Source organism: Hanstruepera ponticola (assembly GCF_002940745.1).
GTDB lineage: Bacteria > Bacteroidota > Bacteroidia > Flavobacteriales > Flavobacteriaceae > Hanstruepera > Hanstruepera ponticola.
The window spans coordinates 1,418,831-1,435,379 of sequence record NZ_POTB01000001.1 but is presented as its reverse complement, the minus strand read 5'-3'; the positions used below and the strand labels follow the sequence as shown (position 1 = coordinate 1,435,379).

The 16,549-nt window shown below is 33.8% G+C and carries 14 protein-coding genes; 2 read left to right on the top strand and 12 right to left on the bottom strand.

Translation table 11 applies throughout. The features are described 5' to 3' along the window. Positions 1–36: 36 nt before the first annotated feature. The 11 genes from C1S72_RS06525 to C1S72_RS14425 form a co-directional block, all read right to left on the bottom strand. A complete protein-coding gene (locus C1S72_RS06525) occupies positions 37–2,451 on the bottom strand; it encodes an efflux RND transporter permease subunit (protein ID WP_104734823.1) in 2,415 nt (804 codons plus the stop codon). 58 nt (positions 2,452–2,509) lie between these two features. Beyond that, positions 2,510–3,793, bottom strand: coding sequence for a hypothetical protein (locus C1S72_RS06520; RefSeq protein WP_230401588.1), 1,284 nt, complete (start codon positions 3,791–3,793; stop codon positions 2,510–2,512). A gap of 54 nt (positions 3,794–3,847) precedes the next feature. Further along, complete coding sequence (frr, locus tag C1S72_RS06515; RefSeq protein ID WP_104734822.1) at positions 3,848–4,405, bottom strand: ribosome recycling factor; 558 nt, start codon at positions 4,403–4,405, stop codon at positions 3,848–3,850. Positions 4,406–4,454: 49 nt separating this feature from the next. Next, positions 4,455–5,162 carry a UMP kinase gene (pyrH, locus tag C1S72_RS06510; RefSeq protein WP_104735812.1) on the bottom strand — a complete coding sequence of 236 codons (708 nt, stop codon included), beginning with the start codon at positions 5,160–5,162 and terminating at the stop codon, positions 4,455–4,457. Positions 5,163–5,368: 206 nt separating this feature from the next. Next, on the bottom strand, positions 5,369–5,767 hold the full coding sequence (locus C1S72_RS06505; RefSeq protein WP_104734821.1) for a hypothetical protein: 399 nt from the start codon (positions 5,765–5,767) through the stop codon (positions 5,369–5,371). Positions 5,768–5,777: 10 nt separating this feature from the next. Then, complete coding sequence (locus C1S72_RS06500) at positions 5,778–7,274, bottom strand: glycoside hydrolase family 108 protein (protein ID WP_104734820.1); 1,497 nt, start codon at positions 7,272–7,274, stop codon at positions 5,778–5,780. Positions 7,275–7,461: 187 nt separating this feature from the next. Continuing rightward, complete coding sequence (tsf, locus tag C1S72_RS06495) at positions 7,462–8,433, bottom strand: translation elongation factor Ts (protein ID WP_104734819.1); 972 nt, start codon at positions 8,431–8,433, stop codon at positions 7,462–7,464. A gap of 85 nt (positions 8,434–8,518) precedes the next feature. Then, complete coding sequence (gene rpsB / locus C1S72_RS06490) at positions 8,519–9,295, bottom strand: 30S ribosomal protein S2 (RefSeq protein WP_104734818.1); 777 nt, start codon at positions 9,293–9,295, stop codon at positions 8,519–8,521. A 192-nt stretch (positions 9,296–9,487) separates the two neighbouring features. Then, the gene (gene rpsI / locus C1S72_RS06485; RefSeq protein ID WP_104734817.1) at positions 9,488–9,874 is read right to left on the bottom strand and encodes a 30S ribosomal protein S9; all 387 of its coding nucleotides are present in this window, start codon (positions 9,872–9,874) and stop codon (positions 9,488–9,490) included. Further along, the gene (gene rplM, locus C1S72_RS06480) at positions 9,874–10,329 is read right to left on the bottom strand and encodes a 50S ribosomal protein L13 (RefSeq protein WP_104734816.1); all 456 of its coding nucleotides are present in this window, start codon (positions 10,327–10,329) and stop codon (positions 9,874–9,876) included. The genes rpsI and rplM overlap by 1 nt, the downstream gene beginning before the upstream one ends. A gap of 193 nt (positions 10,330–10,522) precedes the next feature. After that, positions 10,523–10,693 carry a hypothetical protein gene (locus C1S72_RS14425; RefSeq protein WP_162919937.1) on the bottom strand — a complete coding sequence of 57 codons (171 nt, stop codon included), beginning with the start codon at positions 10,691–10,693 and terminating at the stop codon, positions 10,523–10,525. Between the two features lie 229 nt (positions 10,694–10,922). Here C1S72_RS14425 and C1S72_RS06475 point away from each other — a divergent pair, with 229 nt between their 5' ends. Both C1S72_RS06475 and C1S72_RS06470 read left to right on the top strand, forming a co-directional pair. After that, positions 10,923–11,483: a type 1 glutamine amidotransferase domain-containing protein gene (locus C1S72_RS06475; protein ID WP_104734815.1), complete on the top strand. Its 561-nt coding sequence runs from the start codon at positions 10,923–10,925 to the stop codon at positions 11,481–11,483. A 156-nt stretch (positions 11,484–11,639) separates the two neighbouring features. Beyond that, positions 11,640–13,592: a YgiQ family radical SAM protein gene (locus tag C1S72_RS06470; protein WP_104734814.1), complete on the top strand. Its 1,953-nt coding sequence runs from the start codon at positions 11,640–11,642 to the stop codon at positions 13,590–13,592. A 3-nt stretch (positions 13,593–13,595) separates the two neighbouring features. Here C1S72_RS06470 and polA read toward each other — a convergent pair whose 3' ends face one another. Further along, on the bottom strand, positions 13,596–16,463 hold the full coding sequence (gene polA / locus C1S72_RS06465; RefSeq protein ID WP_104734813.1) for a DNA polymerase I: 2,868 nt from the start codon (positions 16,461–16,463) through the stop codon (positions 13,596–13,598). Positions 16,464–16,549 lie beyond the last annotated feature (86 nt).

The following is a 16,549-nucleotide window of genomic DNA, read 5'->3' as shown; positions in this document are numbered from 1 at the left end:
TCATGTGTCAAAAATCAAATTCAGAAATCTAAAATATTAGGCTGTATTTGTTGCATCATTTTTAGGTTCATCATCGTCTTCTTCTGGAATTATATTTATTGAAGGTTCCTTTAAAACTTCTTTGTTGGCAATACTTCTTTCAAGTGATAATAGGAGTGAAGGCAATAACAGTAAATTTGATAGCATAGCAAATAATAAGGTTGCTGAAACAAGAGCTCCCAATGCTACAGTACCTCCAAAACTGGAGATTGTGAATACCGAAAACCCAAAGAACAATACGATGGATGTGTAAAACATACTGACGCCTGTTTCGCGAAGTGCCGCGTAAACCGACTTTCTAATTTTCCAATGATTTGCTTGTAATTCTTGCCTATATTTTGCCAAAAAGTGAATAGTATCATCAACTGAAATACCAAAAGCAATACTAAACACTAAAATGGTAGATGGTTTTATAGGAACACCTATAAATCCCATAAGACCAGCTGTTATTACTAAAGGTAATAGGTTAGGTATTAAGGAAACAACAATCATTCTAAATGACCTAAACATGTATGCCATAAATAATGAAATAAGCACTATGGCTAATGATAACGAAATCGCTAAATTTTTAACCAAATATTTTGTTCCCTTTTGAAAAACCAAGGCTTTCCCAGTGATGGTTACGTTGTATTTCTCTGCAGGAAAGACTTTGTCAATTTTATTTTGAATGTCTTCTTCTATACGCTCCATTTTATCCGTTCCAACATCTTTCATAAATGTAGTGATGCGTGCATATTGACCCGTACTATCTACAAAATTTTTGAGTAAACTAACATCTGATGATGAGTTTTTTATGTAAGATGAAATAAACAGGTTTTCTTGACTAGTTGGCAGCTGATAATATTTTGGATTACCATTGGTGTAAGCTTGTTTGGAATACTTTACAAGACTAACAACAGAAATAGGTCTTGATAATTCAGGTGTTTCAATTATGAGTTCTTCTAGCTCATTCATACGTTTTAAGGTGGCTAGTTTAATAACTCCTTTTTTGCGTTTGGTGTCAACCAGAATTTCCATGGGCATAATGCCATTGAACTCTTCTTCAAAAAAACGTATGTCACTAAAAAATTCAGAAGTTTTTGACATATCTTCAATTAAACTACCTGAAATTTTTATTTGGTTCATACCAATCATACTTAAAATTAAAAGTATGATTGAAGTAATATAAATAGTAATACGCCTTTGTTTTACCATACGTTCCATCCAATCGACAAAACCACCTATCCATCGCTTGTTTAAATGTTCCAAATGACGATCTTTTGGAAAAGGCAAAAACGTATAGATTATAGGAATAATCAGTAAACACAATATGAAAATGGCAAGTATGCTTAAAGAAGCTACAATACCAAATTCCTTAAGTAAGGTACTTTCAGTTAAAATAAAAGTGGCAAAACCTGATGCTGTTGTTACATTGGTCATTAAAGTTGCATTCCCGATTTTGGTTATGACACGTTGTAATGATTTTACTTTGTTACCATGTAATTTGACCTCATGTTGGTATTTATTGATAAGAAAAATACAATTAGGAATACCAATTACAATTATCAATGGCGGAATTAAAGCCGTAAGCACCGTAATTTCATAATTAAGCAGACCAAGAATTCCAAACGTCCACATAACACCTAAACATACTACAATCATAGAGATTAAAGTGGCTCTGAATGATCTAAAAAAGAAGAAGAATATCAGTGAAGTAACGCCAAGTGCAGCTGCAATAAATTTGCCAATTTCATCAACAATATTTTGAGCGTTTAATGTGCGAACATAAGGCATTCCTGAAACCCGAACATCAAGTCCTGTTTCTTGTTCAAAAGATGCGATTTTTGGAATTAGGCTATTGAATACAAAATCCTTTCTAACAGGTGTATTTACAATATCCTTTTTCATGTAAATAGCTGTACGAATGGTTTTAGTTTCCTTATTGAACAGGAAATTGTCATAGAAAGGATACTTTTCAAATAAATCTTCTTGAAGAATCTCTAATTCGGAAGCAGATGTAATAGAATCTTTTATAAAAGGTTCTAAATCAAAGCGCTCTTCATCAACATTCTTGACGAGTTTTTGTAGGTCCTTTAGCGATACAACAGTTTCAACTTCGTCAAAATTTTTAAAAGCATCCGAAAGATTGTTCCAAGCATTTAAATTTTCAACAGTAAAAAGAGTTGAATCTTTGACGCCAAGTACAATAAGGTTTCCTTCCTCACCAAATATGTCTAAAAAGTCCTTGTAAACAATATTTACTTCGTGGTCATCGGGTAGTAGATTGGCTTCTGTATAAGTAAAGCGCATGTTTTCCCACTGATAAGCGAAAAAAATAGTGGCTACCAAAATACCTGCTAGAATACCAATTTTATTACGTAAAATCAGTCTGGCAACAACGTCCCAAAAACTTTTTGTAAATAGTTTAAACATGCATTAATTAACGAGTTGCAAAGGTAGAAAATTCCTATGTATTACCTTAAATAATAGCTTATAATGTCACGTTAAATGTGAATTTTATAGCAATATTATCTTCTGTTTTAGGTAAGTGATAAGCACCATATCTATAAGTGCCACTCAAACCAAATCCGAAAAGAAGCTTATTAATCTCAAAACCTGATTCGGTATAGCCTTTGTCAAGCGTATCAAAAGTAATTCCTTGATGCCTATTAATATTACTCATGTTTCCAATAGCAAACCTAGAAATAAGCACTAATTGTGGCTTAAATCTGGTAGCAATATTAAAGGGACTAAAATAATGCCTGAATTGCAGGGTTGTAAATCTATCAGAGAAAAATTCATTAAAGTACATGGTTTCAAAACTATCAATACCAGCCACTGAAAAACGTTGCAAAATAGTTTCCTTGTTGATATTGTTGGGATAAGCATGATATAAATGAGAGAGGGGAGTATTACCTCTTGCAATTCCAGCTGACAAAATAAATCTAGAAAAATTGTCTTTTTTATAATTAATCTCATAGATGGTTCTAAAATCTATTTTAGCAAAATTAAAATCACTTTCAAAGACGCCTTTTACACTTTGAGTGTATTGTAGCGTGAATTTTGGGAAACCAATCTTAACTTCTTTTATCCTCTTGTCAACCAATTCATAACGGCTAAATGGACTCCATTGTAGCGATATGACTGCTGTACTTAAGTTAAATTCTGAATAGGATTTACCATCTACCTCATAAATATAGTTGTATGTTGGGTTAACATTACTTACACCTAGTTGTGTTTCAGTAACTAAACGCGGTGAGATTTGATGTTCCAATGAGATGTTTTTTGCAATGTATTTATAAAATAAATCAATGTTCAGTAGCCTTGGTTCGAAAAATTGAAAAAAGCGTTTGTCTGTAATAAATTTTGAACTCCCAGTTTCTTGCAAGTCATCTATGTAAGAGAAATTTAACCAAGTATTCGTGTTTGGAATTAACCTGATGCCTCCACCAATTCCATATTTAAATCGGTGGTCCCTAAAGCCATAAACCAGATAACCGTTAATGCGATATTTTTCTGAAAAAGCATCATTAGTTACACCACCAACACCAGTTCTTAATCCTTCATATTGATTAAACTTTATAAGATACCTTAAATCAATATCGAAGTATTTGGTTGGAAAAAATCCGTTACCCAATTGTTTGATTAAGTCTCTTTTTTTTAGGGAGTCTTGCTGTGTTTCAGTTGTGTCTTTTACAACAGACTGCGCCTGGATTTCTGTAAAAATGAAAAGCCATATGAAAGCGACAGATAAAAGATATTTTAAAATAAACAACAGGCAAGGTATTAGGATTAAAAAAAGCGACTTTAAGTGTCGCTTTTAAAGTTTTTAAACTGTCATAATTTCCTTTTCCTTGTTTTCAAAAATTTGATCAATTTTGGAAATATACTTGTCAGTCATATTTTGGACATCTATTTCAGCATTTTTTTGAAGATCCTCTGAAGCGTCATCCAATTTTTTTATATCGTTATTGGCATCTTTTCTAGCATTTCTGACACCTACTTTGGCGTCCTCAGCTTCTGCTTTTGCCTGCTTGGCTAAATTAGTTCTACGTTCTTCAGTCAAAGGTGGAACGTTTATAATAATGGAATCACCATTATTCATAGGATTAAAGCCTAAATTAGCATGCATAATGCCACGCTCAATTTCTTGAAGCATCGCTTTTTCCCATGGCTGCACTGTAATGGTTCTACCATCTGGGGTATTTACGTTGGCAACTTGGTTTAATGGTGTTTGAGAACCATAGTAATCTACCATTACGCTACCTAACATAGCAGGACTTGCTTTGCCAGCACGAATGTTTACTAATTGCTTTTCTAAATGCTTTATAGCAGCATCCATTGCTTCCTTTGCTGTGTCTAGTATAAATTGTATGTCTTCGTTCATCGCTAAAAAATTAAGTTTAAAATGATCTATTCAAAAAACACGCCAAATATTATAAATTTACTTTGGTTCCAATTTTTTCACCCGAAACAACCTTTAACAAGTTGCCTTTTTTATTCATATCAAAAACGATTATTGGCAACTCGTTTTCCTGACTTAATGTAAAAGCCGTTGTATCCATAACTTTTAAACCTTTGCGTAAAACATCATCAAAAGTAATATGGTCAAATTTTATGGCGTTGGCATCTTTTTCAGGGTCGGATGTGTAAATACCATCTACACGTGTACCTTTTAAAATGACATCGGCTTCAATCTCAATAGCGCGTAACACAGCAGCTGAATCAGTTGTAAAATAAGGATTACCCGTGCCGCCACCAAAAATAACCACACGTCCTTTTTCTAAATGCCGCATGGCTTTTCTACGAATAAACGGTTCAGCGACTTCATTAATTTTAATCGCTGTTTGTAAACGGGTTGGTACGCCAGCATTCTCAAGCGCACTTTGTAATGCCAAACCATTGATAACCGTAGCCAACATACCCATGTGATCACCTTGAACACGATCCATGCCATTACTTGCTCCAGCAACACCTCTAAAAATATTTCCACCACCAATTACTATGGCTACTTCTACGCCTTCATTAATGATAGATTTGATATCATTAGCATATTCTGATAAACGTTCCGGGTCTATACCGTATTGGCGCGTACCCATTAAAGCCTCACCGGATAATTTTAAGAGTATTCTTTTGTATTTCATGGTTGTTTTTGAGCGTTTAGCAAAACTACATAATTTTTTTGTTTTTGGATTGAGAATTTTTTGTTGGATTGACATAAAAAAGCCCCTCAATATTTTGAGAGGCTTTTGTAAAATATATGATAATATATTATCCTACTGTTACACGCTTAAATCCAGTGATTTCAACATCACCATAAGACTCTACATATTGTGCAGCGGTTTGCTTTTCATCTATTAAAAATTACATCGTCTGGTAAATAATATTCTCCATCAGGTTCATTTAATATTTCAAGGAACAGTTGATCTTCTGCTGGATTATAAGTCAATCTTAAAATTCCTAATTCTTCACAAAAACTACTTTTAAAAGTACCTTCAAAAACATTGGTTGATGTACTTGAAACTTGTATACAAAAATCATTTAAATTCTCATTGCAGTCAATTTTACTGCCACTATAAAATGTACTGCAATAATTTCCTTGTAATGTATTCGAATTAATATTTTCCAGAGTAATTTCGGTTATATGTTTTCCATTGTCGTACTCCCAAGCCCAATTGCCGGAAATAGTTTGAGAGAAACATGATTTTGATATCATAAAAATTAAGGTTATAATAAATATTTTTTTCATAATTTTATTTTTAGCAATTTACGTTTATATTATTTTCAGTTGTTTTGTTTAAGAATTCGTTTACTCTATTTGTCCATCCATCGATAAATCTTTTAAAAGTTTTTAGTCTTAATTCAGAGTCAGAAGCATTTGGATGATTTGTTAAGTACCTATCAATACTATTTTGAGTTATCAAATCGTAATACCCTTGCCTATTTGTTTTAAAAGTATTATATAATAATAAAATGTCCTCAAAGTCATTAATCGCCGATATTGTCTGATTTCCAATAGCGCCATCCACAGTAACATTACTTCCTAATTCGTTTAATGTACTTTGCAGAACTTTAATTGCATTATTTCCAGCATTAACGTAAAAGTCAAATAGTAAAAACCTAATATCTCCATCATTTATTTCATCTGCAAAAATCGCATCCCAATATTTGGCTTTATAAATTAATTTAGCTTGTTCATCTGATAAATCTCTCAAGTTTTCAATTGTTGGTTCTAAATCAAGGATATCTCTTGCGTTTTGTTTCCAAACAGGCCATGATATCCCTTTGTTTGTTGCTCCACCTGGATCAGTAGGGTCATTAACAAACCCTCCTTCGGTACTTAATACCCTATTGATTAAACTATCAAAATCACAATCCTCTTCTTCAAAATCTTCAGGACAATCACGACCAGAACATGGTTTTATTGGACTAGTAACAATTGGATTACTTTCGCTATTAGGCCCACCAGTAGTATTTCCATCACTAGTATTTCCTCCTCCACTAGTATTTCCTCCTCCAGTATTTTCTTCATCTGGGTCACTTCCAGTATCACTGCTACAACCAGAATAATCCATGTATATCGCATCATCCCCTGTTCTGTTTTGGGCAAAACATCCTTCTCCAGCTATATGAGGAGGCATATCACCATTTTGACTCCATGGACACATGGGAGTTCCAACACAGTCCGCAGATAATTTATTTTGACTATTAGTATAATCAATTTCTATAATTTCAACGACATTATCTAAATATTTTGAATCATCCTCTGTTATCGTATAACTTTCAGAATTCAAAACATAGGTTATGATATATGCCTTTGTTATATTTAGAGAATCTATTTTTAAAACAAGATTATTATAATAGTTTTCGTTATTAATTGAATCTTTATAAACTACAAATGTATAGGTGGTAAATTCATCAGAGGAAATTTCTTTAATTACCGTAGAATCAATAGTGAAACCATATTCTTCTTCAATTGCTGATTTTGAATTAGTCTTAAAACTTTTGTTTTTAGAAAAGTCATTTACAGCTTTTGAGAATCTAATATCTGAATTTAATTCTTTAAAAGTTTTAGTTTTTATTGAATAAGAAAAATCCGTATCAAATTTCTGCCTTGATTCAGTATCATTTAATAAGTCATCATTTTGACAGTTAAAAAATAACAAGAGAATCATAACAGCAGTAATTTTTAAACTAAAAAATCTGAAATTAACATTAAAAAAGGAATTTAATACGTTTAAAATTTTTGATTTCATAATAATTGATGGTTATGTAAAACAAACGTAAAGCTATTTTTGAAAAGAAAAAATACGTACTTATACGTAATTATTAACTTTTCGATGAAATGCATAATTGGTTTTACGGTTTTTCCGTAAAATGTTGTTTAAATAAAAAAAGCCCCTCAATATTTTGAGAGGCTTTTGTAAAATATATGATAATATATTATCCTACTGTTACACGCTTAAATCCAGTGATTTCAACATCACCATAAGATTCTACATATTGTGCAACGGTTTTCTTTTCGTCTTTAATAAACTTTTGGTCTAATAGACATTGCTCTTGGTCTAATGTTGTGTTATCAGAAATATAACGCTCCATTTTACCAGGAAGAATGCGATCCCAGATTTGTTCTGGCTTACCTTCAGCTTTTAATTCCGCTTTTGCAGCTTCTTCAGCTTTTGCAATTACTTCAGGCGTTAACTGTGCCATAGAAATATATTCTGGTACATTTTTAAGCGTTTTTCCTAAACGACCTAATTCAATATTTTCTTTTTCGATGACTGCAATTCTAGCTTCAGTTTCTGATGCAATGTATGCAGGATCAAAATCTTTGTATGATAATGTAGTTGCTCCCATTGAAGCTACTTGCATAGCCACATCTTTAACAAGCGTTTCAGCATTATCAACTTCACTTGATAAACCTACTAAAGCAGCAATTTTATTAATGTGAACGTAAGAACCAACATAAGGTGCTTCTAATTTTTCAAAAGCTGTGATATCTAGTTTTTCACCAATAACACCAGTTTGTTCAGTTAATTTTTCAGCAACAGTCATACCGCCGAAATCTGCGGCTAAAAATTCTTCTTTAGAATTGTAGTTAATTGCAGCTTCAGCCAATTCGTTTGCTAATGCTACGAAGTTTTCGTTTTTACCAACGAAATCTGTTTCACAACCTAACACGATAGCTACACCAGCAGTGTTAGCATCATTAATTTTAGCAATTGCAGCACCTTCAGATGAATCTCTGTCTGCTCTTTTCTCTGCTACTTTTTGACCTTTTTTACGAAGTACTTCAATAGCTTTATCGAAATCACCTTCAGCTTCAACTAAAGCTTTTTTACAGTCCATCATTCCGGCACCTGTAGCTTGTCTTAATTTATTTACTTCTGCTGCTGTTATTTTTATAGCTTCCATAATTTTTTTAATTTAAAAAAGTCGTTTAATGTTATTTCTTTGGAAGAAAGGTATTAAACGACTTTAATAGTTTTGTTAATTTATTTTATTCTTCCTCTTCTGTTGCTACTGCTGCTTTTTTAGCAGAAGCTTTTGCTTTAGGCGCCTTTTTTTCTGTTTTAGCACCATCTTTTTCAGCTTTACGTTCAGATAAACCTTCAGCGATTGAACCCGTAACGTATGATAATACTTTATCTATTGATTTAGAAGCATCATCATTTGCAGGAATAACATAATCAACCTGACGTGGATCAGAGTTTGTGTCAACCATAGCAAAGATTGGAATGTTTAATTTTTGAGCTTCTTTAATCGCAATGTGCTCGCGCTTAATGTCAACAACAAATAAAGCACCTGGTAAACGGGTCATGTCTGAAATAGAACCTAAATTCTTTTCTAATTTAGCACGTTGACGATCAACTTGTAAACGTTCTTTTTTAGATAAAGAATTAAATGTCCCATCTTTCTTCATTCTATCAATTGCAGCCATTTTCTTAACAGCTTTTCTAATAGTAACAAAGTTAGTTAACATACCACCTGGCCATCTTTCAGTAATGTAAGGCATGTTGATAGCACCAGATTTCTCTGCAACGATATCTTTTGCTTGTTTTTTAGTTGCAACAAATAAAATTTTACGACCTGAAGCTGCAATTTTACTTAATGCTGCTCCAGCTTCTTCCATTTTAGCTGCTGTTTTGTAAAGGTTAATAATATGGATGCCGTTACGTTCCATATATACGTAAGGAGCCATATTTGGATCCCACTTACGTGTAAGGTGTCCGAAGTGTACACCTGCTTCTAGTAGTTCTTTTACTTCTACTGCCATGTTTGTAATAGTTTACGTTCTGTTGAATTAGCAATGATTAAGTGGTCTTTAATTTAAATCGCCTTAATCATTTAGATGCTAAACTAAATCCTGACCATTTGGTCATGGACAACAATAACTAGGTTAAAAATTGTGTTTTGTTTTAACCAGATTGAGAAAGCTTGTGAGCATTTCCCAATCCAGTTGGAAAAATTAACGTTTAGAGAATTGAAATTTCTTACGAGCTTTCTTCTGACCGAATTTCTTACGTTCAACCATTCTTGGGTCTCTAGTTAATAAACCTTCTGGTTTTAAAATTAATCTGTTTTCTGCATCAAGTTCGCACATAGCACGAGATAATGCTAAACGGATAGCTTCAGCTTGACCTGTAATGCCACCTCCATATACATTTACTGTAATATCAAAGCTGCCATCATTGTTAGTCATAGCTAAAGGTTGATTTACCTTATACTGCAAAGTTGCAGTCGGAAAATATTCCGCCATGTCTTTTTTGTTCACCGTAATGTTACCTTTTCCTTTGGCAACATACACACGAGCAACAGCCGTCTTTCTACGGCCAATTTTGTGAATTACTTCCATTAATTAAATTCGTTTAAATTGATTGTTTTTGGTTTTTGTGCTTCATGAGCATGTTCTGAACCAACAACAACGTTAAGGTTACGGAATAAATCGGCACCTAATTTGTTTTTAGGTAACATTCCTTTTACTGATTTTTCTACTAATCTTGCTGGATCTTTTCCAAACAATTCGCTAGCAGTTAAACTTCTTTGACCACCTGGGTAACCTGTGTGACGGATATAGGATTTATCTGTCCATTTGTTTCCAGTTAAGTTGATTTTTTCTGCATTGATAACAATAACGTTATCACCACAATCAACATGAGGTGTGAAGTTAGGCTTATGCTTTCCTCTTAAAAGTTTTGCAACTTTAGAAGCCATACGACCTAATGTCTGACCTTCAGCATCAACCAAAACCCACTCTTTATTTACAGTAGCTTTGTTTGCTGAAATCGTTTTGTAGCTTAATGTGTCCACACTTTCTATTTTTTCTTATTAAACATTCCTCTCTTAAAAAGAGTTTGCAAATTTACGATTATATATTTGATTACCAAATAGTGTAGATGAATTTATTGTAATAGAGAATATTATAAATCAATTAAGTAAAGACCGACATTAAAAGTTGCCTCGAGAAAAGATGAAGTTGTTGTTAATAAGCATGTTGTGGTAGTTACGAAACTATATCTTTAGTTTTATTTATTAATTCCTGCTCTTTCCTTTCCAACTTTTTTGATCTAATAGCATAAATCAATAACCCCATTTCAATCGCCAAAATACCAAGTTTGGCTTTTTTGCTTTTTGTAAGTGCACTGGTGAGACCTAATATTTTTGTAATTATCATGACTTTATGGATTTAAGAATTCAGTTACGCAATCTATAAGATTTTAATTTCAAATATTGACTTATACGAATTGATTTTTAACATATTCAACATTTGAAAATGTACTCTTAAGAATCTTTAACAATAACCGTTAATATTGGGTTAAACTGTTTTAAGCATTTGGTTTAACTTGTCTTTGATGTTATATTAAATGGAGAAGAAATTATTAACAAATTAAAAATATTTACAAATGGAAAATTTAAATAAAAAGACCGTTGCAATTTTAGCAACCAATGGATTTGAAGAAAGTGAATTAAAAGAACCTAAAAAAGCATTAGAAGAAGCCGGAGCCGATGTACACATTGTGTCTCTAGAATCTGGAGAAATAAAAGGATGGGCAGATGGTAACTGGAGCGATTCCTATAAAGTTGACAAAACATTGGATGAGGTATCTCAAAGTGACTATAACGCTTTAATGCTACCTGGTGGTGTTATAAACCCAGATTTATTAAGAAGAAACGACAAAGCAATTAGTTTTGTAAAATCATTCTTTGAAAATAAAAAGCCTGTAGCTGCAATTTGTCATGCACCATGGTTGTTGGCTGAAGCAGATGTTTTAAAAGGAAGAAAAGTTACATCCTATAACTCAATTAAGACAGATATTATTAACGCAGGTGCCAATTGGGTAGATGAAGAAGTTGTTGTAGATGAAGGATTGGTTACCAGTCGTTCACCTAAAGATTTACCAGCATTCAACTCAAAGTTAGTTGAAGAGGTATATGAAGGTAAACACGATATGCAGATGGCATAAACAATTAGATAATTTCAATTTTTAAAAAGCAGGGTTAATTTCCTGCTTTTTTAATTTTATCGAAATCACCTTGATCAATATTTTGTTTAAAGTATAAACGTGTTCAAATTCCCAAACATATAGTTATCATATCAATTTTACCTATTTTTGCAGTCTATGCAAGAACTAAAACTTTCTAGTTGGTTACCTACCACAAACAAAGAGGTCAAGATTCGTGGTTGGGACGAACTAGACGTAATATTGTTTAGCGGAGATGCTTATGTTGACCACCCATCGTTTGGTCCTGCAGTTATTGGTCGAATTTTAGAGAGTTACGGATTGCGCGTAGCTATAGTTCCACAGCCTAATGTAAACGATAATCTGCAGGATTTTGTAAAGCTTGGCGCACCTAAATTATTTTTTGGTGTTACAGGCGGTTGTATGGATCCCATGATTAGTAATTACAACGCAAATAAAAAGCGTCGCGATAAAGATGCCTATACGCCAAATGGCGATATAGGATTCCGGCCTGATTACGCCACAACGGTTTATAGTAATATTTTAAAAGAAAAATGGCCTGATGTTCCTGTCTTAATTGGAGGAATAGAAGCCTCATTGCGTCGTGTCACGCATTACGATTACTGGAGTGATAAATTGATGCCTACTATTTTAGAAAGTTCTAAAGCAGATATGTTAGTCTATGGAATGGGTGAGCAACCACTCCGTGAAGTGGTTCGTTTACTTCAAAAAGGTGTGCCTTTTTCGAGTATATCAACCATCAAGCAAACTGCTGTACTAATAGATGAAGGCGCTAAAATTCCGAAAAACAGTAATTGGGAAGATGTTGAAATAGCCTCACATGAAGTTTGTTTAAGGGACAAAAAAGCATACGCATCTAATTTTAAAATCATTGAGCAAGAATCTAATAAGCTAGCTGCCCGGCGTATTTTTCAAAAGGTGGGAAATAAAACCTTGATGATTAATCCGCCTTATCCAACCATGACCGAAGACGAAATTGATGCGTCTTTCGAGCTACCATACACACGATTACCACATCCTAAATACAATAAACGTGGACCAATTCCTGCGTACGAAATGATTAAGTTTTCCATCAACATCCATCGTGGTTGTTTTGGCGGTTGTAGTTTTTGTACCATTTCGGCGCATCAAGGTAAATTTATCGCCTCAAGAAGTCAGGAATCTGTTTTAAGAGAAGTAGATACGGTTGCGAATATGCCAGATTTTAAAGGTTACTTATCTGATATTGGTGGACCAAGTGCCAATATGTATAAAATGAAAGGGAAGATACAATCAATTTGCGATAAGTGTGTGGCGCCTAGTTGTATTTCCCCTGTGATTTGTAGTAATTTAGATACATCTCACAAACCATTAACCGAATTATACCAAGCCGTAGATAGTCATCCTAAAGTGAAGAAATCCTTTATTGGAAGTGGGATTCGTCATGATATGTTAGTGCCTGAATTTAATAAAAATGCAGATCCAAAAGAATTGGATGATTATACAGAAGAAGTCATGACAAAGCATGTTTCTGGACGCTTAAAAGTCGCTCCAGAACATACAAGTGATCCTGTGTTGAAACTAATGCGAAAACCTTCATTTTCTTATTTTCATAAATTCAAAGAACGTTTCGATAAGATTAATAGCAAGCATAAGTTGAAGCTACAACTTATACCCTATTTTATTTCCAATCATCCGGCTTGTGAAGCTGAAGATATGGCAAACCTCGCTGCCGAAACCAAGGATATGGGATTTCAGTTAGAGCAAGTACAAGGATTTACGCCAACTCCAATGACGGTTGCCACGGTTATTTATTATAGCGGTTATCATCCATATACTTTAAAAAAGGTCAATACGCCAAAAACGCGAAAGGAAAAAGATGAGCAACATCGTTTTTTCTTTTGGTATAAAGACGAAAACAAGGCTTGGATTAAAAAGACTTTAAACAAACTTGGTCGTCAAGATTTATTAGATGTTTTATTACCTAATAAAGACGAAAAATGGCGTAAGAACAAACCTGGAAAACCAAAACACACCTTTAACGATGCAGTTCCTTTCAATCAACGAAAGACTAAAGTAAAGTATAAGAAAAAGAATAAAAGGAGTCGATAATTCTTAATGCGCCTCTAACCAATTATCACCAATGTCTAAATCAACATCTAAAGGTACTTCTAATTTAAAAGCATTTTCCATTTCCGTTTTAATTAAGGTTTTCATTTCCTCTAATTCAGGTTTATAAACATCAAAAACCAATTCATCATGAACCTGCAAAAGCATTTTGGTTTTATAGTCTCCAGCTTCCAATTTTTCGTGGATATTAATCATGGCAATTTTAATAATATCGGCAGCACTTCCTTGAATAGGTGCATTAACTGCGTTTCGCTCTGCAGCACCACGAACTACAGCATTTCTAGAATTGATATCTTTTAAATACCGTCGTCTGCCTAAAACGGTTTGAACATAGCCATTATCTCTGGCAAAATCGACTTGCTTACCAATGTAGCTTTTAAGTTTTGGATAGGTTTCATAATAGGTGTCAATGAGTTCTTTAGACTCACTTCTTGATAAATCGGTTTGATTACTTAAGCCAAAAGCAGAAACACCATAAATAATCCCGAAGTTTACTGTTTTGGCATTACTACGTTGCTCACGTGTGACTTCATTTAAAGGTACATTAAATACTTTTGAAGCGGTTGAAGCATGAATATCTTCGCCATTTTTAAAAGCTTCAATCATTGTCTCTTCTTCACTTAAGGCGGCAATAATACGCAGTTCTATTTGTGAATAATCAGCAGCAAGTAACGTGTACTCGTCGCTTCTTGGAATAAATGCTTTTCGTACTTGACGACCACGTTCGGTGCGGATTGGGATATTCTGTAAATTTGGATTGTTGCTACTCAATCGTCCTGTTGCAGCAACCGTTTGCATATAATCAGTATGTACGTGACCTGTTGAGGGTTCAACTTGAAGCGGTAAGGCATCAACGTAGGTGCTTTTTAATTTTGATAAACCACGATACTCTAAAATATTCTTTATGATGTCATGATCTTTCGCCAGATAGCTCAAAATGTCTTCAGAAGTAGCATACTGTCCTGTTTTGGTTTTTTTAGGTTTGTCAACCAATTTCATTTTTTCAAAAAGAATGATGCCTAGTTGTTTTGGCGATGCAATATTGAATTCTTCACCAGCTTCGGCATATATTTTTTGTTCCAAATCTGCAATGTCTTTGTTGAGTTGGTCAGACAAACTGTTTAAAAAATTGGTATCAAGATTTATACCTTCCAATTCCATGGAAGCCAAAACACGTAACAGTGGAATCTCAATCTCATCAAATAATTTTTGTGTGTTTGCTTCACCTAATTCGTTCTGAAAATGCTCTTTAAGTTGAAGTGTAATATCAGCATCTTCAACGGCATATTCAGTTTGTTTATCTAAAGGCACTTCCCTCATAGATAGCTGGCTTTTCCCTTTCTTTCCAATTAATGTTTCAATGGAAATAGGCGTGTAATTTAAATAGGTTTCAGCTAGGACATCCATATTATGGCGCATATCTGGATTTATAAGATAATGTGCCAACATGGTATCAAAGAGCTTGCCTTTTACTTCAATATTATATTTGGCCAAAACTTTGATGTCGTACTTTAAATTCTGACCAACTTTTTCAATGGATTCACTTTCAAAAAATGGTCGGAGTTGCTCAATAAGTTCTTGGGCTTCATTTCGGTCTTCAGGAAAAGGCACATAAAACCCCTTGCCAATTTCCCAAGAAAAAGCAATACCAACTAATTCGGCCGTTAATGGATTGAGACCTGTAGTTTCGGTATCAAAGCATACCGAAGCTTGATTCAGTAGATTTTTAATAAATAATTTAGTCGCCATGCCTGAAGCGACACTTTGATAAAAATGTGACGTCGTTTCCACAGTTTTACGAGTATAATCGGAAATACTTTTAGTTTCTGTTGTAGTTCCATCATTACCAAAGAGTGAAAACTGACCAGAGCCAGCTGTCGATGTTTTTTCTGTTTTTGGTTTTTCAGGCTTCTCGCTGGATTCTGTATTGAGCGTAGCAGAAGTATCCGAAGTATTAGTTTCGGTTGTTTCAACAGCAAATGTTTTTAAGAAATTATCAGTAAGTCTTCTAAATTCTAATTCTTGAAAAATAGCTTTTACTTTTTCTATATCAGGATGGTCTAATTCAAAATCTTTGGCATTGAAGGTTACAGGGACATCTAACATTATGGTTGCTAGTTTTTTTGAAAGTAAACCTAATTCACCATTAGCTTCAACTTTTTCCTTCATTTTACCTTTAAGCTGGTCAGTATTGGCTAAAAGGCCCTCCATGCTACCAAATTGTGCTATAAATTTTTTAGCTGTTTTCTCACCAACTCCAGGAAGTCCAGGAATATTATCGCTGGAATCACCCATCATGCCTAAAAAATCAATGACTTGCATGGGGTCTGTTACTTCAAATTTTTTCTGGACTTCAGGAATACCCCAAGTCTCATAGCCACCACCAAAAACAGGTCTGTACATAAAAATGTTTTCAGTAACCAATTGTGCAAAATCTTTATCAGGAGTCACCATATAGGTTTTGTAACCTTCTTTTTCTGCTTGTCGTGAAAGGGTTCCTATAACATCATCAGCCTCGTATCCTTCTTTAACCATAATAGGAATATGCATGGCTTCCAAAATATTACATATATGTGGTATTGCGGTTCTAATGCCTTCAGGTGTTTCATCACGATTAGCTTTGTAAGCTTCAAACATTTCAACACGGTCAACACTGCCACCTTTATCAAAACACACAGCTAAATGGTCAGGGCGTTCACGTTTTATGACATCTAAAAGTGAATTCATAAAACCCATTATGGCTGATGTGTCTTCACCTTTAGAATTAATTCTTGGGTTTTTAATAAAAGCATAATAGCCACGAAAAATCAAAGCATAAGCATCGACTAAAAAAAGACGTTTTTGTTCAGACATGTGATAGTTTTTGAAAGAAACTCAAAGCTACAAAAAGTTAAGCGTAATTGAGCGGCAATTGAAATGCAATTTGTAATTTCACAGCA

What these genes read in the sequence shown, in the direction of transcription:
- pyrH (WP_104735812.1), bottom strand. Translation starts at nt 5,162, where the DNA reads ATGAAATACAAAAGAATACTCTTAAAATTATCCGGTGAGGCTTTAATG.
- tsf (WP_104734819.1), bottom strand. Translation starts at nt 8,433, where the DNA reads ATGGAAGCTATAAAAATAACAGCAGCAGAAGTAAATAAATTAAGACAA.
- C1S72_RS06470 (WP_104734814.1), top strand. Translation starts at nt 11,640, where the DNA reads ATGCAAGAACTAAAACTTTCTAGTTGGTTACCTACCACAAACAAAGAG.
- C1S72_RS06475 (WP_104734815.1), top strand. Translation starts at nt 10,923, where the DNA reads ATGGAAAATTTAAATAAAAAGACCGTTGCAATTTTAGCAACCAATGGA.
- rpsI (WP_104734817.1), bottom strand. Translation starts at nt 9,874, where the DNA reads ATGGAAGTAATTCACAAAATTGGCCGTAGAAAGACGGCTGTTGCTCGT.
- C1S72_RS06525 (WP_104734823.1), bottom strand. Translation starts at nt 2,451, where the DNA reads ATGTTTAAACTATTTACAAAAAGTTTTTGGGACGTTGTTGCCAGACTG.
- C1S72_RS06500 (WP_104734820.1), bottom strand. Translation starts at nt 7,274, where the DNA reads ATGAAATCAAAAATTTTAAACGTATTAAATTCCTTTTTTAATGTTAAT.
- C1S72_RS14425 (WP_162919937.1), bottom strand. Translation starts at nt 10,693, where the DNA reads ATGATAATTACAAAAATATTAGGTCTCACCAGTGCACTTACAAAAAGC.
- frr (WP_104734822.1), bottom strand. Translation starts at nt 4,405, where the DNA reads ATGAACGAAGACATACAATTTATACTAGACACAGCAAAGGAAGCAATG.
- polA (WP_104734813.1), bottom strand. Translation starts at nt 16,463, where the DNA reads ATGTCTGAACAAAAACGTCTTTTTTTAGTCGATGCTTATGCTTTGATT.
- rpsB (WP_104734818.1), bottom strand. Translation starts at nt 9,295, where the DNA reads ATGGCAGTAGAAGTAAAAGAACTACTAGAAGCAGGTGTACACTTCGGA.
- C1S72_RS06505 (WP_104734821.1), bottom strand. Translation starts at nt 5,767, where the DNA reads ATGAAAAAAATATTTATTATAACCTTAATTTTTATGATATCAAAATCA.